22 protein-coding genes are annotated in these 24,915 nt (G+C 70.7%); 10 read left to right on the top strand and 12 right to left on the bottom strand.

Going from position 1 to position 24,915, the window contains the following annotated elements:
• Positions 1 to 144 precede the first annotated feature (144 nt).
• Both V5F61_RS11555 and V5F61_RS11550 read left to right on the top strand, forming a co-directional pair.
• Positions 145 to 417: a DUF6460 domain-containing protein gene (locus V5F61_RS11555; protein WP_393988042.1), complete on the top strand. Its 273-nt coding sequence runs from the start codon at positions 145 to 147 to the stop codon at positions 415 to 417.
• A 9-nt stretch (positions 418 to 426) separates the two neighbouring features.
• A complete protein-coding gene (locus V5F61_RS11550; RefSeq protein ID WP_393988043.1) occupies positions 427 to 1,764 on the top strand; it encodes an MATE family efflux transporter in 1,338 nt (445 codons plus the stop codon).
• A gap of 131 nt (positions 1,765 to 1,895) precedes the next feature.
• Here V5F61_RS11550 and V5F61_RS11545 read toward each other — a convergent pair whose 3' ends face one another.
• Positions 1,896 to 2,249, bottom strand: coding sequence for a DUF952 domain-containing protein (locus V5F61_RS11545; RefSeq protein ID WP_393988044.1), 354 nt, complete (start codon positions 2,247 to 2,249; stop codon positions 1,896 to 1,898).
• 153 nt (positions 2,250 to 2,402) lie between these two features.
• Here V5F61_RS11545 and V5F61_RS11540 point away from each other — a divergent pair, with 153 nt between their 5' ends.
• Positions 2,403 to 3,083 (top strand): S24 family peptidase, encoded by a 681-nt coding sequence (locus V5F61_RS11540; RefSeq protein ID WP_393988045.1) that lies wholly within the window; start codon positions 2,403 to 2,405, stop codon positions 3,081 to 3,083.
• Positions 3,084 to 3,185: 102 nt separating this feature from the next.
• Here V5F61_RS11540 and V5F61_RS11535 read toward each other — a convergent pair whose 3' ends face one another.
• The 3 genes from V5F61_RS11535 to V5F61_RS11525 form a co-directional block, all read right to left on the bottom strand.
• On the bottom strand, positions 3,186 to 4,814 hold the full coding sequence (locus tag V5F61_RS11535) for a cisplatin damage response ATP-dependent DNA ligase (RefSeq protein WP_393988046.1): 1,629 nt from the start codon (positions 4,812 to 4,814) through the stop codon (positions 3,186 to 3,188).
• Between the two features lie 141 nt (positions 4,815 to 4,955).
• Positions 4,956 to 6,146: a CaiB/BaiF CoA transferase family protein gene (locus tag V5F61_RS11530; protein WP_393988047.1), complete on the bottom strand. Its 1,191-nt coding sequence runs from the start codon at positions 6,144 to 6,146 to the stop codon at positions 4,956 to 4,958.
• A gap of 181 nt (positions 6,147 to 6,327) precedes the next feature.
• On the bottom strand, positions 6,328 to 7,524 hold the full coding sequence (locus tag V5F61_RS11525; protein ID WP_393988048.1) for an acyl-CoA dehydrogenase: 1,197 nt from the start codon (positions 7,522 to 7,524) through the stop codon (positions 6,328 to 6,330).
• Positions 7,525 to 7,947: 423 nt separating this feature from the next.
• Here V5F61_RS11525 and V5F61_RS11520 point away from each other — a divergent pair, with 423 nt between their 5' ends.
• Positions 7,948 to 8,550, top strand: coding sequence for a TetR/AcrR family transcriptional regulator (locus V5F61_RS11520; RefSeq protein ID WP_393988049.1), 603 nt, complete (start codon positions 7,948 to 7,950; stop codon positions 8,548 to 8,550).
• Positions 8,551 to 8,843: 293 nt separating this feature from the next.
• On the opposite strand, the gene V5F61_RS11515 is transcribed toward V5F61_RS11520, so the two are convergent.
• The 3 genes from V5F61_RS11515 to amaB form a co-directional block, all read right to left on the bottom strand.
• Entirely contained in the window at positions 8,844 to 9,512 is a 669-nt protein-coding gene (locus V5F61_RS11515; RefSeq protein WP_393988050.1) for a hypothetical protein, read from the bottom strand.
• A complete protein-coding gene (locus tag V5F61_RS11510; protein ID WP_393988051.1) occupies positions 9,512 to 10,378 on the bottom strand; it encodes a DUF2092 domain-containing protein in 867 nt (288 codons plus the stop codon). The genes V5F61_RS11515 and V5F61_RS11510 overlap by 1 nt, the downstream gene beginning before the upstream one ends.
• 327 nt (positions 10,379 to 10,705) lie before the next feature.
• Positions 10,706 to 12,244, bottom strand: coding sequence for an L-piperidine-6-carboxylate dehydrogenase (gene amaB / locus V5F61_RS11505; protein WP_393988052.1), 1,539 nt, complete (start codon positions 12,242 to 12,244; stop codon positions 10,706 to 10,708).
• 288 nt (positions 12,245 to 12,532) lie between these two features.
• Between amaB and V5F61_RS11500 the strand changes: the two genes are divergently transcribed.
• The 6 genes from V5F61_RS11500 to V5F61_RS11475 all read left to right on the top strand — a co-directional run bounded on the left by V5F61_RS11500 (position 12,533) and on the right by V5F61_RS11475 (position 18,736).
• On the top strand, positions 12,533 to 12,865 hold the full coding sequence (locus tag V5F61_RS11500; protein WP_393988053.1) for a DUF2934 domain-containing protein: 333 nt from the start codon (positions 12,533 to 12,535) through the stop codon (positions 12,863 to 12,865).
• A gap of 934 nt (positions 12,866 to 13,799) precedes the next feature.
• Positions 13,800 to 14,774, top strand: a complete 975-nt coding sequence (locus V5F61_RS11495; RefSeq protein ID WP_393988054.1) for a siderophore ABC transporter substrate-binding protein — start codon at positions 13,800 to 13,802, stop codon at positions 14,772 to 14,774.
• Between the two features lie 65 nt (positions 14,775 to 14,839).
• On the top strand, positions 14,840 to 15,787 hold the full coding sequence (locus V5F61_RS11490; RefSeq protein ID WP_394104041.1) for an ABC transporter permease: 948 nt from the start codon (positions 14,840 to 14,842) through the stop codon (positions 15,785 to 15,787).
• Positions 15,788 to 15,848: 61 nt separating this feature from the next.
• Entirely contained in the window at positions 15,849 to 16,745 is an 897-nt protein-coding gene (locus tag V5F61_RS11485) for an iron chelate uptake ABC transporter family permease subunit (RefSeq protein WP_393988182.1), read from the top strand.
• Positions 16,742 to 17,500: an iron ABC transporter ATP-binding protein gene (locus V5F61_RS11480; protein ID WP_393988055.1), complete on the top strand. Its 759-nt coding sequence runs from the start codon at positions 16,742 to 16,744 to the stop codon at positions 17,498 to 17,500. Before V5F61_RS11485 ends, V5F61_RS11480 begins: the two co-directional genes overlap by 4 nt.
• Positions 17,501 to 17,611: 111 nt before the next feature.
• Positions 17,612 to 18,736 carry an NAD(P)/FAD-dependent oxidoreductase gene (locus V5F61_RS11475; RefSeq protein ID WP_393988056.1) on the top strand — a complete coding sequence of 375 codons (1,125 nt, stop codon included), beginning with the start codon at positions 17,612 to 17,614 and terminating at the stop codon, positions 18,734 to 18,736.
• A gap of 108 nt (positions 18,737 to 18,844) precedes the next feature.
• Here V5F61_RS11475 and V5F61_RS11470 read toward each other — a convergent pair whose 3' ends face one another.
• The 5 genes from V5F61_RS11470 to V5F61_RS11450 all read right to left on the bottom strand — a co-directional run bounded on the left by V5F61_RS11470 (position 18,845) and on the right by V5F61_RS11450 (position 24,915).
• On the bottom strand, positions 18,845 to 19,606 hold the full coding sequence (locus tag V5F61_RS11470) for a sulfotransferase domain-containing protein (RefSeq protein WP_393988057.1): 762 nt from the start codon (positions 19,604 to 19,606) through the stop codon (positions 18,845 to 18,847).
• 503 nt (positions 19,607 to 20,109) lie between these two features.
• Positions 20,110 to 20,763, bottom strand: coding sequence for an FABP family protein (locus tag V5F61_RS11465; RefSeq protein ID WP_393988058.1), 654 nt, complete (start codon positions 20,761 to 20,763; stop codon positions 20,110 to 20,112).
• Between the two features lie 352 nt (positions 20,764 to 21,115).
• Positions 21,116 to 22,303 carry a CaiB/BaiF CoA transferase family protein gene (locus V5F61_RS11460; protein ID WP_393988059.1) on the bottom strand — a complete coding sequence of 396 codons (1,188 nt, stop codon included), beginning with the start codon at positions 22,301 to 22,303 and terminating at the stop codon, positions 21,116 to 21,118.
• 126 nt (positions 22,304 to 22,429) lie between these two features.
• Positions 22,430 to 23,557, bottom strand: coding sequence for an acyl-CoA dehydrogenase family protein (locus V5F61_RS11455; RefSeq protein WP_393988060.1), 1,128 nt, complete (start codon positions 23,555 to 23,557; stop codon positions 22,430 to 22,432).
• 167 nt (positions 23,558 to 23,724) lie between these two features.
• The gene (locus V5F61_RS11450; RefSeq protein WP_393988061.1) at positions 23,725 to 24,915 is read right to left on the bottom strand and encodes an acetyl-CoA C-acyltransferase; all 1,191 of its coding nucleotides are present in this window, start codon (positions 24,913 to 24,915) and stop codon (positions 23,725 to 23,727) included.

Below are 24,915 nucleotides of genomic sequence, written 5' to 3'. Positions count from 1 at the left end.
GGCGGATCTTCAAATCTCGCGCGCGAGCAAACGCGTTCGCGCAAGCGCTGTAGCGTTGCGGGCGCGGCTTGTCGAGCTGCCGCGCACGGGCGATTCCTCTTCCCGCCTGCGGCATGTTAAACGATGCGGGCACAGGAGGCCGCCATGTCCGACAACACCGAGCTCACCCGCTTTTTCGGCGGCTCGCCCGCCTGGGTGCTGGTGCGCCTCGTGGTGCTTTCCATCGTGGTGGGCGTGATCCTGGCGGCGCTGGGGCTCGATCCCATGAACATTTTCCAGAGCCTGGAGCGCCTGGTGCGCAGCCTGTTCTCCTTCGGCTTCGAGGCGGTGGAGCGGATCTGGCGCTATTTCCTGCTGGGGGCGGTCATCGTGGTGCCGCTCTGGCTCATCATGCGTATCGCCGGCGCCCGGCGCTGAGGCGGCGCCGTGAATGCCGGAACCGGGCCCGTCACCCACCGGCGGGTGCTCGCCATCGCGCTGCCCATGACGGTGGCGCACCTCACCACCCCCATGCTGGGCGTGGTGGACGCGGCGGTGGTGGGGCGGCTGGGGGATGCGGCCCTGCTCGGCGGCGTGGCGCTGGCCGCCGTCATCTTCGACATGCTGTTCTGGGGCTTCGGCTTCCTGCGCATGGGCACGGTGGGGCTGGCGGCCCAGGCGGTGGGTCGGCGCGATGCGGTGGAGCAGCGCGCCGTGCTCGCCCGCGCGCTGCTCATCGCGCTTGCCTGCGGCCTCGTGCTGGTGGCGCTCCAGGTGCCCATCCTCGCGGCGGCGCTGCGGCTCGCGGGGGCGAGCGCGGAGGTGAACGGGGCGGTGGCGGACTATTACAACGTGCGCATCTTCGCCGCGCCCTTCAGCCTCGCCAATTATGCGGTGCTGGGCTGGCTCACCGGGCTCGGGCGCACCGGGCGGGCGCTGGCGCTGCAGGTGGGAATGAACCTGCTCAACATGGCGCTGACCGCATTCCTGGTGCTGCAGCTCGGCCTGGGCATCACCGGGGCGGCGGCGGGCACGCTGGCGGCAGAGGTGGTGGGCGCGATGGTCGGCCTCCTCCTGTGCGCGCGGCTCGGGGGCACGGGCGTCATCGGCCTGTTCGACAGGGTGCCGCGGGCGGTGCTGCTCGACCGCGCCCGGTTGCGGGAGGCCATGCTGCTCAACGGCGACATCATGATCCGCACGGCGGCGCTGATGTTCGCCTTCTTCTTCTTCGCCGCCCAGGGCGCGCGGGCGGGCGACGTGACCCTGGCGGCCAATGCGGTGCTGCAGAACCTCGGCCTTCTCGCCGCCTATTTCCTGGACGGCTTTGCCACCGCGGCCGAGCAGATCTGCGGCGCCGCCGTGGGTGCGCAGCGGCTGGAGGCGTTCGGCCGGGGGGTGACGCTGGTGCTGGTGTGGGGGTTCGGCTTCGCCCTGGCGGCGGCGCTCATCTACCTCGCGGTCGGCCCCGCGCTCATCGACCTGATGACCGCCAGCCCCGCGGTGCGGGAGGAGGCGCGGCGCTACCTGCTCTATGCGGCGCTTCTGCCGGTGGCGGGAGTGAGCGCCTTCGCCTTCGACGGGGTGTTCATCGGCGCCCTGTGGTCGCGCGACATGCGCAACCTGATGCTGCTGGCGGTGGGGATCTATGTGGCCGCGTGGTGGCTGCTGCGGCCGTTCGGCAACGACGGCCTGTGGGGGGCGATGATGGTGTTCCTGGTGGCGCGCGGCGTGCTGCAGGGCGCGCGCCTGCCGGCGCTGGTGCGGCGCACTTTCCGCCCCGCGTGAGCCGGCCCGCCTCCTACCATCGGCCCCGGTCTTCGAGCGGCGCCCAATGGGGTTCTCTCACAAGCGGGTTTCGCCCAGGCTCCGTGCGGGCCTGAGCAAAGGCTAATGCGTAAGGGCTGGCGCCCTTGGCCTCAAGCGTCTTCGTCCAGTGGCGGGAAGGCGTGGGCGCCGTCGGCACCGAGCGGCAGGTCCTTCACCCACAGCACGGCTGAGACGGGCAGCGGCCCGTAGAGGTGGGGAAACAGCGCGCCCCCGCGCGAGGGCTCCCACCGCAGGGCCGCGCCGAGGGTGGCAGCATCCACCGCCACGAGCCTGAGGCCGTGGGCGCCCGCGAAGTGCCGCGCCGCCGTCTCGCGCACCTGCGCGGCGGTGGAGAAGTGAATGAAGCCATCGGCCACATCCACCGGCGCGCCGGTGAAGGCGCCTTCCGCCTCGGCTGCGGCCCATGGTTCGGCGGGGGTGATCTTGTAGACGACGGACGGCATGGGCAGGCTCCCGGCTGGAGATGCTCTTAGAGCAGAGGCGCGCCGCCGCCGCCAAGCCCCGCAAAGCGGTTCATATGTGTAAGGATTTAATTCCTTGACACGTGAGGAACAAATTCTTATGCTTGGCGTGGCTGGCAAGGATTTGAGATCACCATGCTCACCCACGGGCAGATATGGAAGGCTGTGGACCAGCTCGCCGAGCGGCAGGGGCTCTCCACCTCGGGCCTCGCGCGGCGGGCGGGGCTCGATCCCACCACCTTCAACCGCTCGAAGCGCATCACCGCCGACGGGCGGCCGCGCTGGCCTTCCACGGAAAGTATTTCCAAGGCGTTGGAAGCCACCGGCACCGGCCTCGGCCATTTCCTCGCCCTGCTGGAACCGGGGCGCGCCGGCAGCCCCGGCGTGGACGGCTTCGGGGAGGGGGGCGGCGCCGCGCCGCGCGGTGCGGCCCATTCCATTCCGCAGATCGGCTTCGCCCAGGCGGGCACCGGTGGCTTCTTCGGCGACGCCGGGTTCCCGGTGGGCGCCGGCTGGGACGAGATCGCCTTTCCGGAGGTGAGCGACCCCCATGCCTATGCCCTGGAGATCGCAGGGGATTCCATGGAGCCGGTGTATCGGGCCGGGGACATCGTGGTGGTCTCGCCTCAGGCGGACATCCGTCGCGGCGACCGGGTGGTGGTGAAGACCCGCGAGGGGGAGGTGATGGCCAAGGAGCTGGTGCGCAGGACCGCCCGCCAGATCGAGCTGCGCTCCCTCAACCCTGCGCACGAGGATCGCCAGATCCCGCTCGACCAGGTGGAGTGGATGGCGCGCATCGTGTGGGCGAGCCAATAGAGGCGCTTCTGGGCGAAGCGGACGCCGGTTCGCTCGAAAACGCGTGACATCAATCGATCGGAGCGCTTCATCGATTTCATGAGAAGATGAAGCGCTCCAGCTTTATTTCAGCAGGGCTTCCAGGCTTTCCAGGCGGTCCGCTTCGCCCGGCGGCTTGTCCCACCGCAGGCGCGCGATGCGCGGGAAGCGCATGGCGAGGCCGGAGCGGTGGCGCGGCGAGCGGGCGAGGCCCTCGAACGCCACCTCCAGCACCAGCCCGGCGTCCTTCTCGTGCACCACCTCGCGCACCGGGCCGAAGCGGTTGAGCGTGAACTTGCGCACGAAGGCGTCGATGGTCTTCAGTTCCTCGTCGGTGAAGCCGAAATAGGCCTTGCCCACGGGCACCAGCACGTCGCCCTCCGGCCCCGCCGTCCAGACCCCGAAGGTGTAGTCGGAATAATAGGATGAGCGCTTGCCGTGGCCGCGCTGGGCATACATGAGCACCGCGTCCACCGTGTGCGGGTCGCGCTTCCATTTCCACCACGCGCCCTTGGGGCGGCCGGGCAGGTAGGCGCTGTCGGCGCGCTTCATCATCACGCCCTCCACCGCCTCCGCGTCGGCGTCGGCCCCGGCGGCGGCCGGGTCGCGCCGCGCGGCGGCGAGGTCGTCCCACGCCGCGAACGGCACGAGGGGCGAAAGATCGAGCCGGGGCGAGGCGATCCGCGCCACCAGCGCCGCGAGGCGGGCCCGCCGCGCGGTGAAGGGCTGCGCGCGCAGGTCCTGCGCGCCCTCGGCCAGGAGGTCGTAAGCGCGGATGTGGGCGGGGAACTCGGCCAGCAGCTTGTGGGTGACGCTCTTGCGGTTGAGCCGCTGCTGGAGAACGTTGAACGGCTGCACCCTGCCGTCGCGGACGATCAGCAGCTCGCCGTCCAGCGCCCCCTCGAAATCGAGCGCCTCCACGAGGTCCGGGAAGGCGGCGGAGATGTCTTCCCCGGTGCGCGAATACAGGCGCATCACGCGCGCGCCGTCCGGCCCGGTGCCGGCCGCCGCCTGCACGCGGATGCCGTCCCATTTCCATTCGGCGCGGAAATCCTCCGGCGCCAGGGTGGAGAAGTCGGCCTCCTCGATGGCGTGGGCCAGCATCACCGGGCGGAAGGGGGCGGGGTTCGAGGTCTCGGGGCGCGGGCCCCTGCCTTCCACCCAGGCGAACAGGGGCGCGTAGGGCGCCTCCAGCCCCGGCCACACCAGTTCCACATCGTCCGGCGTCACCGCGCCGAGGCTCGCCACCGCCGTCTTCGCGAGCCGCGCCGAGGCGCCCACCCGGAGCGCGCCGGTGATGAGCTTCAGCAGCGCCCAGCGGCCGGTTTCGTCGAGCCCGTCGAGCCATGCGGCGAGGGTGCGCGGCAGGGCGCTCTTCGGCAGGGTGGAGAGATCGTGGACGATCTGCGAGAGAAGGGGCGCGTGGGCCGTCGCGCCCTCCGGCCGCGGCCACATGAGGGCCACCGTTTCGGCGAGGTCGCCCACGTAATCATAGGACAGCTCGAACAGCACCGGGTCTGCGCGCTCCATGATGAGGGCGCGGACGAGGCCCGGCTTGGCATTGGCGAACGAGAAGGCGCCCGTGAGCGCCGCCAGGGCATAGCCGCGCTCGGGATCTGGCGTGGCGCGGAAATAGTCCGCCATCAGGCGGATCTTGGCATTGCGCCCCGGCTCGAAGCCGAGCCGGTCGATGAGGGCGGCGAAGCGGTTCATGGCCGCCCGATCCATGGCACCGGCCCGTGGCGCGCGCAAGGCGGCCGGCCTCTGGCCGAGGGAGCCCGAAAGGGTTTGCCGGACGGCGGCGGAGCCCCCGCCCGCAGGCCGCCGTCCGGCGGGGTGGAACGGCGCGGGCCGTCACACCTTTCCGATGAGGTCCTTGATGCGCGCCATCACGGCCTCGGTGTCGGCGCCCAGGCGTGGGCTGGCGGTGGCGGCCATCTGCCGCGCGCCGTCGAGCACGATGGGGCTCGCCACGGCGGGCACGGTGCCGCCGCCGGCCTCCGGTAGGTCGGCGCGCAGGCCGCGGTGGATCACCTGCGGGTCGTCGAACACCTGGGGCACGGTGTTGATGGGGCCGGCGGGCACGCCCTGCTTCTCCAGGGCGGCGAGCAGGTCGTCGCGCCTGAAGGCGGCGGTGAGGGCGGAGAGCTGCGGCACCAGCGCGGCACGATGGGCGACGCGGGCCGGGTTGGTGCCGTAGTCGGCATTTCCAGCCAGCTCCGGCGCGCCGAGCACGGCGCAGAAGCGCGCGAACTGGCCGTCATTGCCCACGGCGGCAATGAAATAGCCGTCGGCGCAGGGAAACACCTGGTAGGGCACGATGTTGGGATGGGCGTTGCCCATGCGCTTGGGCGCCTTGCCCGAGGCGAGGTAGTTCATGGCCTGGTTGGCGAGCACGCTCACCTGGGTGTCGAGCAGGGCCATGTCCACATGGCCGCCCTCGCCCGTGGTCTCGCGCCGGCGCAGGGCCGCGAGGATACCGATGGTGGCATAGAGGCCGGTGAAAATGTCGGCAAAGGCGACGCCCACCTTCTGCGGCTCGCCGTCCGGGTCGCCGGTCAGGTCCATGATGCCGCCCATGCCCTGCACCAGGAAGTCGTAGCCGGCGCGCGGCGCATAGGGGCCGTCCTGGCCGAAGCCGGTGACCGAGCAATAGACGAGGCGGGGATTGATTTTCTTCAGGCTCTCGTAGTCGAGCCCGTACTTCTTCAGGCCGCCGAGCTTGAAGTTCTCGATGAGCACGTCGCTCTGGGCGGCCAGCGCGCGGATGGCGGCCTGCCCCTCGGCGGTCTCGAAATCGATGGCTACCGAGCGCTTGCCGCGGTTGGTGGCGTGGAAGTAGGCGGCGCCGAGGTCGGCTCCGTCGGCGCCCTTGAGGAAGGGCGGGCCCCAGGTGCGGGTGTCGTCGCCGGCGCCGGGGCGCTCCACCTTGACCACCTCGGCGCCGAGGTCGGCCAGCATCTGGCCGCACCAGGGGCCGGCGAGGATGCGGGCAAGCTCGAGGACGCGGAGACCGGCGAGGGGGGCGGGCTTTTCGGCGGACATGTCACTCTTCCCAGGCGGAACAGGACCCCCCTCCCTGACGGGAGAGGGGGAAGGAGGGGCGGGCCGCTTCGATCGGGTCGGACGCTTTCGCGTGGACGCTCCGGGCGGAATGGCCGCGCCCGAACCTCTCCCGAACCGGGAGAGGGCACAAGGGCGCTCGGGAGAGCGCCGAAGGATGCGCTCAGAAGAACGCCTGCAGGCCGGTGATGGCGCGGCCGATGATGAGGGCGTGGATGTCGTGGGTGCCCTCGTAGGTGTTCACGGTCTCCAGGTTCGCCGCGTGGCGGATCACGTGGAACTCGGCCGAGATGCCGTTGCCGCCGTGCATGTCGCGGGCGACGCGGGCGATGTCGAGGGCCTTGCCGCAATTGTTGCGCTTCAGGAAGGAGATGCTCTCCACCGGCAGCTTGCCCGCGTCGAGCAGGTGGCCGGCGCGCAGGGCGAGCTGGAGGCCGAGGGCGATCTCGGTCGCCATGTTGGCCAGCTTCAGCTGCACGAGCTGGGTGTTGGCCAGCGGGCGGCCGAACTGCTTGCGGTCCAGCGTGTACTGGCGGGCCTGGGCGAAGCAGGCTTCCGCCGCGCCGATGGCGCCCCAGCCGATGCCGTAGCGCGCGCGGTTGAGGCAGCCGAACGGGCCGGCGAGGCCGGACACGCCCGGCAGCAGGTTCTCCTCCGGGATCTCCACGTCGTCGAGCACGATCTCGCCGGTGATGGAGGCGCGCAGCGAGAGCTTGCCCTCGATCTTCGGGGTGGTGAAGCCCTTGGTGCCCCGCTCCACCACGAAGCCCTTGATGGCGCCGTCATGGGCCGCCGACTTCGCCCACACCACCGCGAGCTCGGCGATGGGGGAGTTGGTGATCCACATCTTCGCGCCCTTGAGGCGGTAGCCGCCGTCGATCTTCTCGGCGCGGGTGCGCATGCCGGCCGGGTCGGAGCCGGCGTCGGGCTCGGTGAGGCCGAAGCAGCCCACCCACTCGCCGGTGGCGAGCTTCGGCAGGTACTTCTTCTTCTGCGCCTCGGAGCCGTAGGCATAGATGGGGTGCATGACCAGCGAGGACTGCACGCTCATGGCCGAGCGGTAGCCCGAATCCACCCGCTCCACCTCACGCGCGGCGAGGCCGTAGGAGACGTAGTTGAGGCCGGCGCCGCCGTACTCGGCGGGGATGGTGGGGCCGAGCAGGCCGAGCTCGCCCATCTCGTTCATGATCTCGCGGTCGAACCGCTCCTCCAGGTAGGCGGAGGTGACACGCGGCAGCAGCTTCTCCTGCGCATAGTCGCGGGCGGTGTCGCGCACCAGCCGCTCTTCCTCGCTGAGCTGGCTCTCGAAATCGAACGGATCGGCCCAGTCGAACTGCGGCTTGGGGGACGATGCGGCCATGGACGTGCCTCCTGCGATGGTTGGTCGGTGTGATTTACTTTCCGACCAGTCGGTATATAAATCACGCAACCCGGTCAAGTGCCTTCTTGCGGGTCTCTGCCATCGGCGGTCGTGGACGGGTTCCACCCGCGGGCGGCGGGCTCTAAGAGCGGGGAAGGACAGGGCGAATCGAGACGGCGCGCCGACGCGCCAGGCGTTCGGGCATCAACGCGTTTTCACGCGAACCGGTGGCCACATCGCTTGAAAACGCTCCAGGAGGAGGGCCGGGTGAGCGAGACGGAAAAGAAACCCGCGGCCGGTCGCCCCCGGCGCCGTGTCGCGGAGGCGGCACAGCCGCCGGCCGGCCGTGCGAAAGGCGCGAAGATCGCGCATCCGCCCGCAGCTCCGGAGTCTGAAAAGCCCGCTCCGGCCAAGGCGGCGGCCGTGCCCCGCCCGCTCGGCCGCCCGCCGCTGAAGGACGACCCGCGCGCGGAAATCCTCCAGCAGGCGGCCCGCCTGTTCGCGGAAAAGGGCTTCGCCTCCGGCTCCCTGGCCGAGTTGGCGCGCGCCATGGGCTACTCCAAGGGCGCCATCTACAATTATTTCTCCTCGAAGCAGGAGATCTACGATGCCATCATCATTTTCACCCTCAACGGCCTTTATGAGGCTTCAGCGGAAGCGGTGAACCGGAGCGATCCGCCGGTAGATCAACTGCGCCAATACATGGTCGCGCATGCGCGCTTCCTGGCAGACAACTACGATTGCTTCGTCACCATGCTGGTGGGCTTCTCCGGCATGGCGAATACCGAGCTGAAGGATGATGCGCTCGCCTTGCGCGATGCCCACGAGGGGCTGCTGCGGCAGATCCTCGCCGACGGCGTGGCCGATGGCTCCTTCCGCCCGGTGGGCGAGGCGATGGCGGGCCGCGCGGTGCTGTCGCTGCTGAGCTGGATGGTGCGCTGGTTCAAGCCGGGGCGCGGCAAGTCCGCCGAGGAAGTGGCGAGCGAGTATCACGACCTGCTGGTGCGCGGCCTCTTGCCCGCCTGAGCGCGCGGGGGCCCGCGTACAAAGTGGTGCATTAGCCCAAAAGGCCGGAGCGTGGTTGGCGAGCCGGCGCGGACGGAAAACGCCCATGCGGCCGGGGCTGCCCCCGGCGTCGCCCATGGAGGGAGGGGGAACGGCGCCCTGCGGCGACGTCCCGGTTCCCAGGCGGGCCGGGCGCGAGCGCCTCTTGCCACCTGATGCCACCGGCCCGGTCCTTGACCGGGGCCGGTTCTCGACCGCTCAAGCCGCGCGGGCTTGAGCAAAGGCCCGTGAGGCAGGCTCACGGGCCTTTGCCCTCAGTAGGGCGAGGGCGGCGGCGAAACCACCTCATAGACCACGTGGCTGCCGGTGAATTGCGGCAGGTACCAGCTTCCGCCACACTGCTGGTAGGTGACGGCATTGATGGAGATCTGCTGGCAGTCGGGCGGCAGCGAATAGACGGTGGAGCCGATCATCGCCGCCGTGGCTGCGCCCGCCACGGCGCCCGCCACCAGCGGCGCGCCCCAGCCGCTGGGATAATAGGGGCCTGGCCAGTAGCCGGGATGGTAGGGCGGATAGGGCCCGGGCCCCGGCGGGGGCGGCATGGGGCCCGGGGGCACGGGGCCGGGGCCGGGCGGATAGGGGTGGGGACCCGGCCCAGGCGGCGGGTAGGGCCCAGGTCCCGGCGGCGGCAGGGGGTGTGGCCCCGGAGGTGGCACGAAGGCATGGCCCGGCGAGATCGGCCGGTTGAAGGCGGGGTTGGCGTTGAAATTGGGCGCTGCGTTGAAGTGCGGCGCGGCCATGTCGAAACCGCCCCCGCCGAAGCCGCCGCCACCGAAGCCGCCGCCACCGAAGCCGCCGTGGAACCCTACGCCGGCGGCCATGGCCGGCTGCATCGCGGCGGAGGCGAGGAGGAAGAGGCAGGCAGCCGCAGCGCGGCCCGGCATGAGGTTGCGCGTGTCCTGATTGCGCGTGTCCTGGCTCATCACTGGCCTCCCTTCTGCGCGTTCGCCGGGGCGCCGGCGGCGGGCTTCGCATCGGCTGGCTTCGCCTCGGCAGGCTGGGCCGGTGCGGGCTTGGAGAATGGGATGCGTGCCACGCCCTTGGCCGGGGTGAAGGTGAAGGCGGCGTCGGGAATGGCTGCGTCCGGCACCCAGGCGAGCACGGCGGAGAAGCGCGGGCTGCCGGGTACGCGCCGGTCCACCAGCGCCATCTTCAGCGGCAGCGGCACATCGCCCTGCTGGATCCAGACCTCGAGGTCGATATCCCGGCCGATCAGCGCGTAATGGTCGGTGGCGGTGCCGTCGATCTTGGCGGCGCCCACGTAGAAGCCGCGCTCGAACTGCTTGAGCGGCGACTGCGGCGTGCCCCAGGCGAACAGGTCGGCCAGCGGCACCTCGATGTTCAGCGTCTCGGCGGCATGGCCGAGGGTGTCGCCGATGGAGCCCTTGCCCTCGGTCTGGGCGAAGAAGCCGCGGTCCGGCGCCACCACGGTGAAGGTCTTGCCGTCGAAGAAATACTGGCGCGAGAGGGTGTCGGTCTCGCTGTCGATGCGGATGCGGTCGGGCCGCTTCACCCAATAGTGGACGAGGCCGCCGATCTCCACCTGGTGGCCCTCGCGCAGGGCCACCTCGATAGTGGTCCTGGCGGTGAGCTCGAAGCTCTTGAGGCCGGCGAGGTATTCGCCCATGCGGGTGAGGGCCGCGGCGGCGCCGGGATCAAGGGTGGCGGCGGCGCGGTCCTCCGCCGGCTCGGGTGGGGCCGCCAAGGCGAGGGGAACGCCGGTGCCTGCCACCAGCCCTGCGACGGCGAGTGCCGCTGCGGCTCGGATCAGGCTCTTGGGATGCAGCATAAACATGCCTTTCCTGCTGGAAGAGAGGCCCTGAGAGGCGCCAACGCCCGTTCTGCTCCCGCACCAGCCCGCGGGACGGGTCGGTCTTGGGGTTGGGTGCATGGTTGGCATGGAGCGGCCCTTAGAGCACATCACGATGACGCGCCGGCTCCCTTGAGGGTCGCCGCCGTCGCGCGGGCCCTAAAAGACCCGCGATGACGGCGATTAGCCCCCGGCCATCCGGCCGATTCGCCCGATCCGCCGACGCAACCGCACGTTAGATCAGATTTCGCGACGGTTGAACCATGCGGCTACCGCTGCGTCGCTTGCGCGCGGTATCCGCCCGCCTCAACCGATGTCGAAGGAGACGCCCTGCGCCAGCGGCAGGGCGCGGCCGTAGTTGATGGTGTTGGTGGCCCGGCGCATGTAGCCCTTCCATGCGTCGGAGCCCGCCTCGCGACCGCCGCCGGTCTCCTTCTCGCCGCCGAACGCGCCGCCGATCTCCGCGCCCGAGGGGCCGATGTTCACGTTGGCGATGCCGCAGTCGGAGCCCGCGGCGGAAAGGAAGCGCTCGGCTTCCCTCAGGTCGGTGGTGAAGATGGAGGAGGCGAGGCCCTGGCCCACGGCGTTGTTGAGGGCGATGGCCGCCTCCAGCTCGCTTTCCCTGAGCACGTAGAGGATGGGGGCGAAGGTCTCGGCGGCGACGGTGCCGGTCTGGGCCGGCATCTCCACCAGGGCGGGGCGGGCATAATAGGCGTCGGGGAGGGCCTCCGCCCCCAGCCGTTCGCCGCCGATGACGCGCCCGCCGTCCGCCCGCGCCGCCTCCAGTGCCACCTGCATGGCGTCGTAGGCCGCGCCGTCGATGAGGGGGCCGACCAGCGTGCCCGCCGCCAGCGGATCGCCCGCCGGCACCGAGGCGAATGCCCGTTCGAGGCGCGCCATCAGCGGGGCGTGGACGTCATCGTGCACGATCAGCCGGCGCAGGGTGGTGCAGCGCTGGCCGGCGGTGCCCATGGCCGCGAACGCCACCGCCCGCACGGTCAGGTCGAGGTCGGCCGAGGGGCGCACGATGGCGGCATTGTTGCCGCCCAGCTCCAGGATAGCGCGCGCGAAACGCTGGGCGAGGCGCGGCGCTACCTCCCGGCCCATGGTGGTGGAGCCGGTGGCCGAGACGAGCGGCAGGCGCGGGTCGTCCACCAGCGCCTCGCCCACCTCCGCGCCGCCGGTCAGCACCGTGAGGAGCCCTTCCGGCGCATCGCCGAAGCGCGCCGCCGCGCGGGCGAACAGCGCCTCCACCGCCAGCGCGGTGAGGGGGGTCTTCTCCGAGGGCTTCCACACCACCGGATCACCGCACACCAGCGCCAGGGCCGCGTTCCAGGCCCACACCGCGACCGGGAAGTTGAAGGCCGTGATGACGCAGGCCGGGCCCAGTGGATGCCACGTCTCCATCATGCGGTGCTCGGCCCGCTCGGTGGCGATGGTGAGGCCGTGGAGCTGGCGCGAGAGGCCGGTGGCGAAGTCGCAGATGTCGATCATCTCCTGCACCTCGCCGGCGCCCTCGGAGGCGATCTTGCCGGCCTCGATGCTGACCAGCCGGGCCAGATCGCCCTTGGCGGCGCGCAGTTCCTCACCCAGCAGCCGCACCAGCTCGCCCCGGCGCGGCGCCGGCACCGCGCGCCAGGCATGGAACGCCGCCTCCGCCCGTGCCACGGCGGCCTCCACCTGGTCTGGCCCGCTGTCCGAGACATAAGCGAGGGCCTCGCCGGTCAGCGGCGTGCGGGCGGCGCGCGCGCCGCGCAGCCGCGCGGCGGGGACGCCGAGGCGGGAGAGGATCTCCCCCGCGAGCCGGGGAAGCGTGTCGAGGGAAGGAAGGTTCGCCGCCGGCATGGTCCGTCTCCTGTGCCTTCGCCCACGCATAGAGCGTTTTCGAGTGAAGTGGAAACCGGTTCGCGTGAAGAAGGCGCATCAATGCAAGAGTCTAGAGGGCTTCCCCGATTCCATGAAACGAGGAAGCCCTCTAGCGCCGGACGGCGCGGGAGGGAACCGGCAGGCGGCAAGCGGGGCGGGAACCCGCGGGCCCGCCGGTCGTTGCGTCTCACGTGAGGGCGCGCATCGAAGACCGCTCCCGCCCCCGGCGCGGCCGTTGCCCGCCAGGGCAGACGGAAGGAGGACCCCATGAGCCACGAGGCCAACGCTGCGAAAGGCGCCGCTGCGCAAGGCACTGCTGCGCAAGGCACCGCTACGAACAGCACCGCTGCGAAAAGCACGGTCACGGCGAGCGTCGCCGTCAGGAGCGCGACCAGGAAGGGCGCTGCCGTGAAGATCCACGCCGAGACGATGCCGGTCTCTGCGCCCGCAGCGGCGGACGGCCTTTCCCCTTCCGAGCGCGACCAGATCCGCCGCCGCGCGCGCGCCATCTGGCGCGAGGAGGGGTGTCCCTCCGGCCGCGACCGCGAGCATTGGGCGCTCGCCGAGCTGCAGGTGCTGAAGTCCGGCGTGCGCCCTTAGGATCGCGCGGCGGCGGGTCTGCGTTCGCCGGGGCTACCGGCATGGCTCCGGCGCGGGTTGGACGGCCCCCGCGCGCTGGCCAGACCAGCCGCTCCGCGGGCGCCGGGGCGGGGCAAGCCGCCTGTCCCTTTGGGGGGGGATGACAGGCGCCGGTCAAATGGGAGGCGCCGAATCCGGCCTGCATCCGCAGGAGGGTGGTCACTGATGCGCGCGGCGCATGGGGCCGCTTGGCCTTCTATCCTTCCCCCGGCGCGGCGAGACTTGGCCGCGCCGGCCGTTCGGGACGATGTCGGTTTTTTGAGGGGGCCGGGCGCATGGCGGATGCGGGGGCATCGAGGCCTGGTCCGCGCCTGGGGCGTGGCGAATGGGCCCTATGCGATGCTGCGGCCCTGGCCTGCTGCCGGTCTGTTGTCCGGCCGCTTCCCTTCCTCCCCACATCTCTCGCGCAGGGAGAAGCGCGGTATTTCGCCGGAGCGCCATCGGCGGGCGCTGTGCGGGCCCGCCGCGACGCCCGCGTCGAGGCCCCGCCCTTTTCCCGCGTCTATTTTTCCCACGCCCGGGCCGCAGCGCCGGGGTGAGGCCCGCGGCAGAGGCCGAAGGGGTTTCTCAGGGAACGCCAGCGGTTGTGGGGCGCGATGGTCTCGCGCATGGGCCGCCCTGCCGCCCGCATGAACTTGACGTGGCATGCTGTGTATAAGATGACTACCTGAGCACAGATGACGGCAAAACATTCTGATGTCGCGGTGCTGAGATTTGAAGTCGCGTTCCCATTCGAGGCATTCGTCTTGTTTTTATTGATTCTAAATTATCAAGACGCGAATCTTCGCCCTAAATCCCCGTGCCTCCCATTGCGTCATGTCGGGCCGGCATCGCCGCTCCGCAGGCCCGGAGACACCGGCTCCTCCCGTTTCCCGATGCATCAAGGATGATCGCCATGATCCCTGCCGCGGTCCCTTCCGCACGCGCCGCCATCACCCGCCGGTGCGCGGCGGCTTTGGCCGTTCTCGCCTTGTTCGCCGCGCCCGCATGGTCGCCGGCCGCCGCCGAGCCGGTGAGCGTGAAGCACGCCAGGGGCGAGGCCGTGCTGCCCGCGCGGCCGGCACGGGTGGTGGTGTTCGACGCCGGTGCCCTCGATACCCTCGACGCCCTGGGCGTGGAGGTGGCGGGCGTGCCGGGCTCCAACCTGCCCCAATCGCTCGCGAAGTATCGCGACGACCGCTACGCGAAGGTCGGCACTCTGTTCGAGCCCGACTACGAGGCCGTGGCGGCCCTGGCGCCGGACCTCATCATCATCGGCGGACGCTCGGCGCCCAAATATGCCGAACTCGCGAAGATCGCGCCCACCATCGATCTCACGGTCGATCCAAAGCATTTCGTGGCCGGCGTGCGCGCCAACGCGCAGACCCTCGGCCGCCTTTTCGGCAAGGAGCAGGAGGCCGCCGCCCTCGATGCGCGCATCGGCGCCGGCATCGCGGCGGTGCGGGCCGCGGCGCCGAAGGCGGGCCGCGTGCTCCTGATCATGGTCAATGGCGGCAAGCTCTCCGCCTACGGGGCGGGCTCGCGCTTCGGCTGGATCCACGGAGACCTCGGCCTCACCCCCCTTACCACCGGCAAGGAGGCGGACACCCACGGCGACGTGATCTCCTTCGAATATCTGCTGAAGGCCAATCCGGACTGGCTGCTGGTGCTCGACCGCGACGTCGCCATCGGCCAGGCCGCGGCCGCCGCCCGCAGCGCGCTCGACAACGACATCGTCGCCGCCACCACGGCCGCGAAGGAAGATCACATCGTCTACCTCGACGCGCCGCGCTGGTATGTCACCACCGGCGGCGCGCGGGCGCTCGCGCTGTCGGTGGAGGAACTGGCAGCCGCCCTCCAAGGCGTTCCCCAGGACGGGCCGAAGCCGTGAGCGCGGTCGCCGTGCCGGGACATGGACGGGGACATGGGGCGGGGCCGGCGGCGCCGGCTGCCTTCGTGGTGGCGCTGGCGGTGCTGCTGGCGCTGGTGGCGGCGAGCCTCCTCGTCGGCGCCGGCGACATGACCCTGTCCGCCCTCTGGTCGGGAGAGGACGGGGCGGCGCTGCTGGTGCTGGCGGCGAGCCGGGTACCGCGCACGCTGGCGCTCGTCTTCGCCGGCCTCTCCATGGGGGTGGCGGCTGTCATCATGCAGATGCTGTTCCGCAACCGCTTCGTGGAGCCCACCACCGCCGGCACCGCCGAGGCGGCGCGCCTCGGCCTCGTGAGCGTGATGCTCGCGGCGCCGGAGCTGCCCATGCTGGGCAAGATGCTGGTGGCGGCGGCCTTCGCCCTGGCCGGCACCTTCCTGTTCCTGCGGATCGTCGAGCGGCTGAGCCTGCGCACCACCCTGGTGGTGCCGCTGGTGGGGCTGATCCTGGGCGGGGTGATCGATTCCGTCTCCGTCTTCCTCGCCTATCGCTTCGATCTGCTGCAGGCGCTGGCGGCCTGGACCACGGGGGACTTCTCCGGCGTGCTGCGCGGGCGCTACGAGCTGTTGTGGATCGCCGTGCCCCTGGCCGTGCTCGCCTATCTCGCCGCCGACCGCTTCACCGTGGCGGGGCTGGGCGACGCCTTCGCCACCAACTTAGGGCTCGACTACCGCAAGGTGGTGTCGTTCGGGCTCGTCATCGTCTCGCTGGTGACGGCGGCCTGCGTGGTCACGGCCGGCACGGTGCCCTTCCTGGGCCTCATCGTCGCCAACGTGGTGGCCCTGGTGCTGGGCGACAACCTGCGCCGCACCCTGCCGTGGGTGGCGCTGTGCGGCGCCATCTTCCTGCTCGCCTGTGACATCACCGGCCGGCTCATCCGCTTTCCCTATGAGATCCCGGTGGGCACGGTGGCGGGGGTCTTGGGCAGCGCGGTGTTCCTCTATCTGCTGCTCGGGCGGCGCTATCGCCTTGGATAATATTCCGATCCGGAGGCCGGGGCAGGTGCTGTTCGTGCTCTCCCTCCTCGCGCTCCTTTCCATGCTGGCCTTCCTCACGGTGGGTGCGCGCGGCAGCTGGAGCTTCGTGCTCGCCTTCCGCGGCACCAAGCTCGCCGGGCTGGTGGCGGTGGGCGCGGCGGTGGGGATTTCCACCGTGGTGTTCCAGACCCTCACGCGAAACCGCATCCTGACCCCGGCGGTGATGGGCTTCGACGCCCTGTTCGTGGTGTTCCGCACCCTCCTCGTGTTTGTGCTGGGCGCCCAGGCGGTGCTGGCCATCGACCCCCGCGCGCGCTTCCTCGCGGAGGCGGCGGTGATGGTGGTGGCGGCGCTCGCTCTGTTCCGCCTGCTGTTCTCGGACGGGCGCAACAGCCTGCACCTGCTGCTGCTGGCGGGCGTGGTGTTCGGCGTACTGTGCCGGAGCCTCGCCGCCATGCTCCAGCGCATTCTCGATCCCAACGCCTTCTCCGTGCTCCAGGGCATGCTGTTCGCCCAGTTCAATGCGGTGGACACGACGCTGCTGCCGCTCGCGGGGGTCGCCATCGCGGCGGCGGGCGCGCTCGCCTTCCGCCTCGCTCCCACGCTGGACGTGCTCTCCCTCGGGCGGGAGAACGCCATCAACCTGGGGGTGGATTATCCGCGCACGGTGGCGTTGCTGATGGCGGTGGTGGCGGTGCTGGTTTCCGTCTCCACGGCGCTGGTGGGGCCGGTGCTGTTCTTCGGCCTGCTGGTGGCCAACCTCGCCTACCATCTCGTCGGCACCGACCGGCATCGCTACACCCTGCCGGCGGCGGTGCTGGTGGCGGTGATCTGCCTCGCCGGCGGGCAGATGGTGCTGGAACGCCTCCTGAACCTCGGCACCACCTTGAGCGTCGTCATCGAATTCGTGGGCGGGGTCTTCTTCATCCTGCTGCTGCTGCGGAAGGACCGGCCGTGATCGAGATCCGCAATCTCTCCAAGTCCTACGGCGCCGCGCGGGTGCTGGACGATGTGAGCCTCGACCTGCCACCGGGCGGCCTCACCGCCCTCATCGGGCCGAACGGGGCGGGAAAATCCACCCTGCTCTCCATCGTCGCGCGGCTGATGCCGGCGAGCGCCGGCCGCGTCACCCTCGACGGGCGGGACGTGGCGGCGACGCCCGGCGCCGAGCTGGCGCGCCGGCTCGCCATCCTCCGGCAGGACAATGCGGTGACGCCCCGCCTCACGGTGGAGGAGCTGGTGGCGTTCGGGCGCTTTCCCCATTCGCGCGGGCGCCTCACGCCGGAGGACCGCGAGAAGGTGGCGGCCGCCATCGGCTATGTGGACCTCGCAGCCCTCGGCGGCCGCTTTCTCGACGAGCTTTCCGGCGGCCAGCGCCAGCGCGCCTTCATCGCCATGGTGCTGGCGCAGGACACGGACTACCTGCTGCTCGACGAGCCCCTGAACAATCTCGACATGAAGCATGCCGCCGCCACCATGCGCCTGCTGCGCCGCGCCGCCGACGAGCTGGGCAAGACCGTGGTGGTGGTGCTCCACGACATCAACTTCGCCTCCTGCCATGCCGACCGCATCGTCGCCATGAAGGACGGGCGCCTCGCCTTCCAGGGCCCGCCGGCCGAGCTGATGCGCCGGGAGGTGCTGCGCGCCATCTACGACATGGACATCGCGGTGATGGAGGTGGATGGCGCGCGGGTGGGCCTGTTCTACCGCTGAGCTGCGGAGCCGGCCGGCGCCGGGCGAAGAGGCGCCTTGCGCCCCGCGCGTGCCGCGGCGCGGCCGGGCAGGCTATGCTGCCACCCTCCTTCGCGGGCACGGGGTGCGGGCATGGATCGGGTGGAGTGCATCGTCGTCGGCGCCGGCGTGGTGGGCCTCGCGGTGGCGCGGGCGCTGGCGCGCGCGGGCCGCGAGGTGATCGTGCTGGAGGCGCAGGCGGCCATCGGCACCGTCACCAGCGCCCGTAATTCGGAGGTGGTCCACGCCGGCCTCTATGACGCCCCCGGCACCCTCAAGGCGCGGCTGTGCGTGGAGGGCCGTCGCCGCCTCTTCGATTATTGCGCCACCCACGGCGTGGACATCGCCCGTCCGGGCAAGCTGATCGTGGCGGGCGCGCCGGGCGAGGTGCCCTATCTGGAGCGGCTGAAGGCCACCGGCGAAGCCAACGGGGTGGAGGGCCTCGCCATGCTGGACGCCGCCGGGGCGCTGGCGCTGGAGCCGGCCCTGCGCGTCCATGCGGCGCTCCTCTCCCCCGTCACCGGCATCATCGATGCCCACGGGCTGATGCTGGCGTTGCAAGGAGACCTGGAGGACGCGGGCGGCATGGTGGCGCTCCGCACGCCCTTCGCGCGCGCCGAGGCGGACGCAGGCGGCTTCATCGTGACGGCGGGCGGCACGAGCCCGCTCACCCTGCGCTGCCGGCTGCTGGTGAACAGCGCCGGGCTCGACGCCACCGGCGTGGCCACGCGCATCAGCGGGCTCGAAGCCCGCTTCGTGCCGAAGCCCCGGCTGGCCAAGGGCAATTACTTCACGTGCGCCCGCAAGGTACCGTTCCGCCACCTCATCTATCCGGTGCCGGAACCGGGCGGGCTGGGCACCCACCTGACCCTCGATCTCGGCGGGCAGGCCCGCTTCGGGCCGGACGTGGAATGGGTGGAGCGGCGCGACTATGCGGTGGACCCGGCGCGCCGCGCGCCCTTCCTCGCCTCCATCCGCCGCTATTGGCCGGATGTGCGGGAGGATGACCTCCAGCCCGGCTATGCCGGCATCCGCCCCAAGCTGGAGTGGCCGGAGGGGACGACCCCAGATTTCGTGCTGCAGGGGGAAGAGGCGCACGGCCTTCCGGGACTGGTGAACCTGTTCGGCATCGAATCGCCGGGCCTGACCAGCGCGCTCACCATCGGCGGCATGGTGGCCGGAATGGCGGAGGCGAAGACGGCAGACTTTCCGGTCTGAGCCGGAGGTCCTTGCCCGGCGAGCGGCTTCATCCCATGCCGCGCATCCATCGCGCGCCCCAAAGCCCGAAAAGCTGACAAGAGCTGCGCCAAGAGGGGCGAGAGGCACTCAGCACGACCAGTCCAGCGGGCGGCCGACCATGCGGTCCAACCGCTCGGTCAGGTTGCCGAACTGGGCCTCCATGAGGGCATCGCTCTCGGGCTCGAACGGGCTGTAGGCAGGGGCCACGTTGGCGCGGGGAATCTCGTCGCCAAAGCCCGCCGCATCAATGTCGAGGAAATCCGCGATGGACTGACGGACCGCCTGCGGCTCCCGCTGCAATTCCGCAAGACTCATGATGAGGAAGCGCTCGCGCGGATATAGGGCGAAATAACGCTTTAGCTGCTCATCGTAGAGCGAGGAGCGCATATACATGAAATTCCAGAAATAATGCCTGCAGGTCGAAAAGAAGGAATCGGAGTGAAATCTTTCAGCCTCAAGCGCGAGCGCGTCCTGGAAGGTCTCGACCAGCTCAAGCGGCCTTCCATCGGCATGCCGGGCCCGGCGCATGTGCTGATAAAGCGAGTGCGCACGTGCCTTGGGATGCCGCAAGCTGAGAATGAATCTTGCGTCAGGAAAAAGGTCGAACAAGACCTGAGGCGTCTCTGGGTTTGAAAAATAGACGTGGGACGCATCCAGCCTGTATTTTCTAGGGGGATCGAAAAGGTGGAAGTATACTATGGGATTTTGTACCACCTGAAAGTAGCTGCAAAAGAAGCTTGGCTCCTTGATCTCGCTTGCCTTTATCTCCGGATGGCGCTCCAGAAGATGATAAAGCGAGGTGGTGCCGCATTTCCCCGCACCCAGGATGAACAGATTGGGTTTCGCCATCGATGACCTCGATACCGCAGGGGGGCTGATGTTTTTCCTGCCGGGGCAGCCGCCAGATGCACCCCCCGAGTCCTCCTGGGGGTGCTATCAGCGCTGATGCTACTCTTTGCATGCGATCTCCGATATGGCGACTGCACGTCGTCGTGCCGGCGCCATTGGGGAGAAGCGCGTGTCGCGGCAGGCCGCTTGTGATGTCTCGCCTGCAGAACAGAATAGGGGCGCCGTCTCGGTCCGCACCGGTCTGCCCATGCGTGCGATTGATCCGGTCGCGCGGGCCGAACGCAATCGCCCTTCGGTATCGACCCCGGCGGCCCGGCAGTCTCTCTCAGCCGGCCCCAACGGTTGCCGGCACACCAGGCGTCTTCACGCATGATGCCGCGGGATGGGGCCGCGCCCGCCGACTGCGAGGCGCACCCGTCCCTTGGGCTCAGCGGAGAAGCGCCGGGTGCGGGTCGCGCACCTCCCCGCATTTTTCCGTACCCGTCTGCCGTCGCGGACGCGGCTCAGGCCTCGGCGGGCTCCAGCGGCGGGGCGGCCATGGGGTTCGGGCGCGGGCGCAGGATGCGGCGCAGGGTGTTGGTGTCCGTGTGGTTGAACGCCGGCACCTGCCCGCGGATCGCGAGATCGGTGCGGGTCACATAGGTCCAGCTCCCGTCCGCGTTGAAGGTGATGTCGATGCGGTAATAATCGGTGCGGAAGGCTTCCTCGAGGAAGGTGGTGGAGGCGATGCCGAAGCGGGTATCCCCCCGTCGCGCTTCGACCGTGAGGGTCTTGTCGTCGACGCCGGCCTTGCCGCCGGCCAGCACCACCTGGCCGCGCGGGATGGCGATGGTCTGCATGATGAGGCCGGTCGCCGGCTCCCACAGCCAGTAGCCCACCTGGTCGTGGAACGTGCCCGCCTCGCCCGGCGCGGTGATGTGGATGTGGTAGCGCAGGCCGTAGAGCAACTGCGGGCCGTTGGTCTGCGGGTCGATCGGCTCCATGCGGATGACCTCGCTGAACACGCGCCGCTCCGGGCCGTCGGCCTTCGGGTTCACGTCCACCCCGGTGTCGGACTGCCAGGTGCCGGCGAGGCGGCGCAGGGGGCCGAGGTTGGCGAGGGTGTCGGGCGAGTAATCCTCGGGCTCGGTATAAATGTCATCGACAATGTTCGACATCGGGCAACATCCTGAGAGATATGATTTCGCCGGCCGGGCCGTTGTTCCGGCCGGCCTCGGCGCTCCTGCGACGCCTCGGCTTGTTTAAGGCGGGCAGGGGGAGCGCCACAAGGGCGGCGAAACGGCTCAGGCCAAAGGCCTATGCGCTTTTCTCAAGCGCGCATGTCTCATGGGCCTTTGGCCGAGCCCGCGCGGCGTTCGGGCGAACCCGCCCGGCGCCGGTCGAAGACCGGAGCGGATGGCATCAGGGGCGTTTCAGGCTCAGGAAAAAGTCGATGCGACCAAGGGTTGTGTGGTCGATGCTCGCGTGACGGAGGGCCTGCGCCGTACCGGGCTGGCCCTCCGCGTTGCGTCAGCGCAGCTCCGGCGGCCAGTCGAGGCCGGTGCGCCCGTCCTTGCTCGCGGGCGCGATGGCCGCGTCCATCTGCGCTTCCGAGAGGCCGAGGGTGCCGAGCACGGCGCGGCTCTGGTCGGTCTCGTCCAGGGGCCGGGCGAGGGCCGGGGTACGGGACAGGCGGGGAACTGCCGGCACCCGGCTCGGCCCCGAGCCGGGGTGGCGGGCGGCGTTGTGGGGCTCGTCCCACACTTCGTGCGGCTCGAGCACCGGGGCGACGCAGGCGTCCGTTCCGGCGAACAGGGCGGCCCATGCGTCGCGCGGGCGGGTGAGGAATACGGCGGCGAGCCGGCTCTCGATCTCCGGCCAGTTGGCGCGGGCCATGTGGTCGGGCGCCGCGCCCAGCTCCAGGGTGCGCCACAGGGTCTCGAAGAAGCCGCGCTCCAGGGCGCCGACGGCGATGAAGCGCCCGTCGGCGCAGGCATAGGTGCGGTAGAAGGGGGTGTCGCCCGCCAGCAGCCCCTCGCCGCGCGCGGGCCAGTGGGGCGTGCGCCACAGGGGCAGGTGCATGGCCATGAGGGAGAGCGCGCCGTCCAGCATGGCGGCGTCGATTTTCTGGCCCCGCCCCGAGCGGCGCGCCTCGATCACCGCCGCCAGGATGCCGATGGCCCCCATGAGGCTGCCGCCCGCGAAATCCGCCACCAGGTTGAGCGGCGCGGCGGGCGGGGCCTCCTTCGGCCCCAGGCCGCCGAGCACGCCGGACAGGGCGAGATAGGTGATGTCGTGTCCGGCCTCCTGGGCGCGCGGCCCGTCCTGGCCGAAGCCGGTGACGGAACAGTAGACGAGCTTCGGGTTGAGCGCCGCCAGCTCCGCATAGCCGGCGCCGATGCGGTCGGCGACGCCGGGGCGGAAGCCCTCCACCAGCACGTCGGCGGTTTTCACCAGCGCCTGCAGCGCGGCGCGCCCCTCCGGCGCCTTCAGGTCGAGCGAGATGAAGCGCTTGCCGCGCGAAAGCTCGGGAATGGGCACCCCCGCGCGCCCGCCGCCCACCACGATCACCTCGGCGCCGAGGTCGGCCAGCAGCATGGTGCAGTAGGGTCCCGGTGCGAGGCGGGAGAGATCAACGACGCGCAGGCCGGCGAGGGGGCCGGTGGGCATGTCCTCGGGCGTGTTCTGGGCGGTGCCCGCGGGGTGGGAATCGGTCATCTGGCGTTTCCTCGGGTGTGGTCGGCTCGCGGCCCGTTTTCGGGCATTGCGCGAGGGGGTCGCGGCGGGGCCGTGCGGCGCTCCCGCTCCGGTATGGGGGAGCGGGAGCGTGTCGAAAGCTTCCTCTCAAAGGCTCCGGGCGATGACGATGCGCTGCACGTCGCTGGTGCCCTCGTAGATCTGGCACACCCGCACGTCGCGGTAGATGCGCTCCACCGGGAAGTCGGCGAGATAGCCGTAGCCGCCGTGGATCTGGATTGCGGCCGAGCACACCTGCTCCGCCGTCTCGGAAGCGAGGAGCTTGGCCATGGAGGCCTCGGTGAGGCAGGGCAGGCCGGCCTCGCGCAGGCTTGCGGCATGCAGCACCATCTGCCTGGCGGCCTCGATGCGGGTCGCCATGTCGGCGAGGCGGAAGGCCACCGCCTGGTGCTCGAAGATGGGCTTGCCGAAGGTCACGCGGTCCTTCGCATAGGCCTGTGCCGCCTCGAACGCCGCCCGCGCCATGCCCACCGCCTGGGAGGCGATGCCGATGCGCCCGCCCTCCAGGTTCGCGAGCGCGATCTTCAGTCCCTCGCCCTCGGCGCCCAGGCGCAGGCTCTCGGGAATGCGCATGTCGTTGAAGGCGAGGGCGCAGGTGTCGGACGCGTGCTGGCCCAGCTTGTCTTCCACCCGCACCACCTCGTAGCCGGGGGTGTCGGTGGGCACGATGAAGGCGGAGATGCCCTTCTTGCCCGCCTCCGGATCGGTCACCGCGAACACGATGACGAGGTTGCCGTTCTTGCCGGAAGTAATGAACTGCTTGGCGCCGTTCAGCACATAATGGTCGCCCTCGCGCCGGGCGCGGGTGCGGATGGCGGCGGCGTCCGAGCCGGTGTGCGGCTCGGTCAAGGCGAAGCCGCCGATCCATTCGCCGGAGGCGAGCCTGGGCAGGAAGCGCTGCTTCTGCTCCTCGGTGCCGAACTTCACGATGGGCCCGCAGCCCACAGAGGAATGCACGGAAACGATGGTGGACGTGGCGCCGTCGGCCGCCGCGATCTCCTCCAGCGCCAGGGCGTAGGAGACGAGATCGGCGGCCGAGCCGCCATATTCCTCCGGCACCAGCATGCCGAGGAAGCCCAGCGTCCCCATCTCCGCGAGCTCGGCGCGGGGGAAGGCGTGCGCCCGGTCGCGCGCGGCGGCGCCGGGGGCGAGGCGCTCCCCGGCGAAGGCGCGGACCATGTCGCGGATGTCCTTTTGGGTATCGGTGAGGATCACGGTTTCGCTCCCTTGGCGGATTTCTTCTTGGTGGTTTCTTCTGCCCGTTCTTGGCCCTGTGGTGGGGGAGGGCGGCACTCCGGCCAGGCCCGGGCCCGGTCCGGATGCCGCCCTCCGGAGCCCCGGCGCCGTCCTCCCCCCGCGGAGGGGAACCGGGGCGCCAAGGTTCAGTTCAGGCGCTCGATGGCGACCGCCGTCGCCTCGCCGCCGCCGATGCAGAGCGAGGCGACGCCGCGCTTCAGGCCGTACTTCTGGAGCGCGGCCAGCAGCGTCACCATCACCCGCGCGCCGGAGGCGCCGATGGGGTGGCCCAGCGCGCAGGCGCCGCCGTGCACGTTCACTTTCTCCGCCGGCAAAGCGAGGTCCTTGATGGCCACCATGGGTACCACGGCGAAGGCCTCGTTGATCTCGAACAGGTCCACGTCCCCGAGCGCCCAGCCGGTCTTCTCGATGAGCTTGCGCATGGCGCCGACGGGGGCGGTGGTGAACAGGCTCGGCGCCTGGGCGTGGGTGGCGTGGCCGGCGATGGCGGCGAGCGGGGTCAGCCCGCGCTTCTCCGCTTCCGAACGGCGCATCAGCACCAGCGCCGCCGCGCCGTCGGAGATGGAAGAGGAGTTGGCCGCCGTCACCGTGCCGCCCTCGCGGAAGGCGGGCTTGAGGGTGGGGATCTTGTCGAGCTTGGCCTTCGGGGGCTGCTCGTCGCTCGCCACCACGCGCTCGGCCTTGCCGGCCTTCACCGTCACGGGAACGATCTCGGCCGCGAAGGAGCCGTCGATGATGGCCTTCTGCGCCTTGGTGAGGGAGGCGATGGCGAAGGCATCCTGCGCCTCGCGGGTGAACTGGTATTCCTGCGCGCAATCCTCCGCGAAGGTGCCCATGAGGCGGCCCTTGTCGTAGGCGTCCTCCAGCCCGTCGAGGAACATGTGGTCGAGCACCCGGCCGTGGCCCATGCGGTAGCCGGCGCGGGCGCGGTCCAGCAGGTAGGGGGCGTTGGTCATGCTCTCCATGCCGCCCGCCACCACCACGCCCGCCGAGCCCGCGGTGAGCAGGTCGTGCGCGAACATGGCCGCCTTCATGCCGGAGCCGCACATCTTGTTGACCGTGGTGGCGCCCGCCGAGAGCGGCAGCCCGGCGCCCAGCCCCGCCTGGCGCGCCGGGGCCTGGCCCTGGCCGGCCGGCAGCACGCAGCCGAACACCACTTCCTCCACCTGGTCGGGCGCGACGCCCGCCCGTTCCAGCGCGGCGCCGATGGCGGCGGCGCCCAGGGTGGAGGCGTTCACATCTTTCAGGTCGCCCTGGAAGCCGCCCATGGGGGTGCGGGCGGCGCCGACGATGACGATGGGATCAGAGGCCGTCAT

Origin of the sequence: Xanthobacter sediminis, assembly GCF_043195015.1 — a bacterium.
Classification (GTDB): domain Bacteria; phylum Pseudomonadota; class Alphaproteobacteria; order Rhizobiales; family Xanthobacteraceae; genus Xanthobacter.
This window is presented reverse-complemented; position numbering and strand designations above follow the sequence as displayed.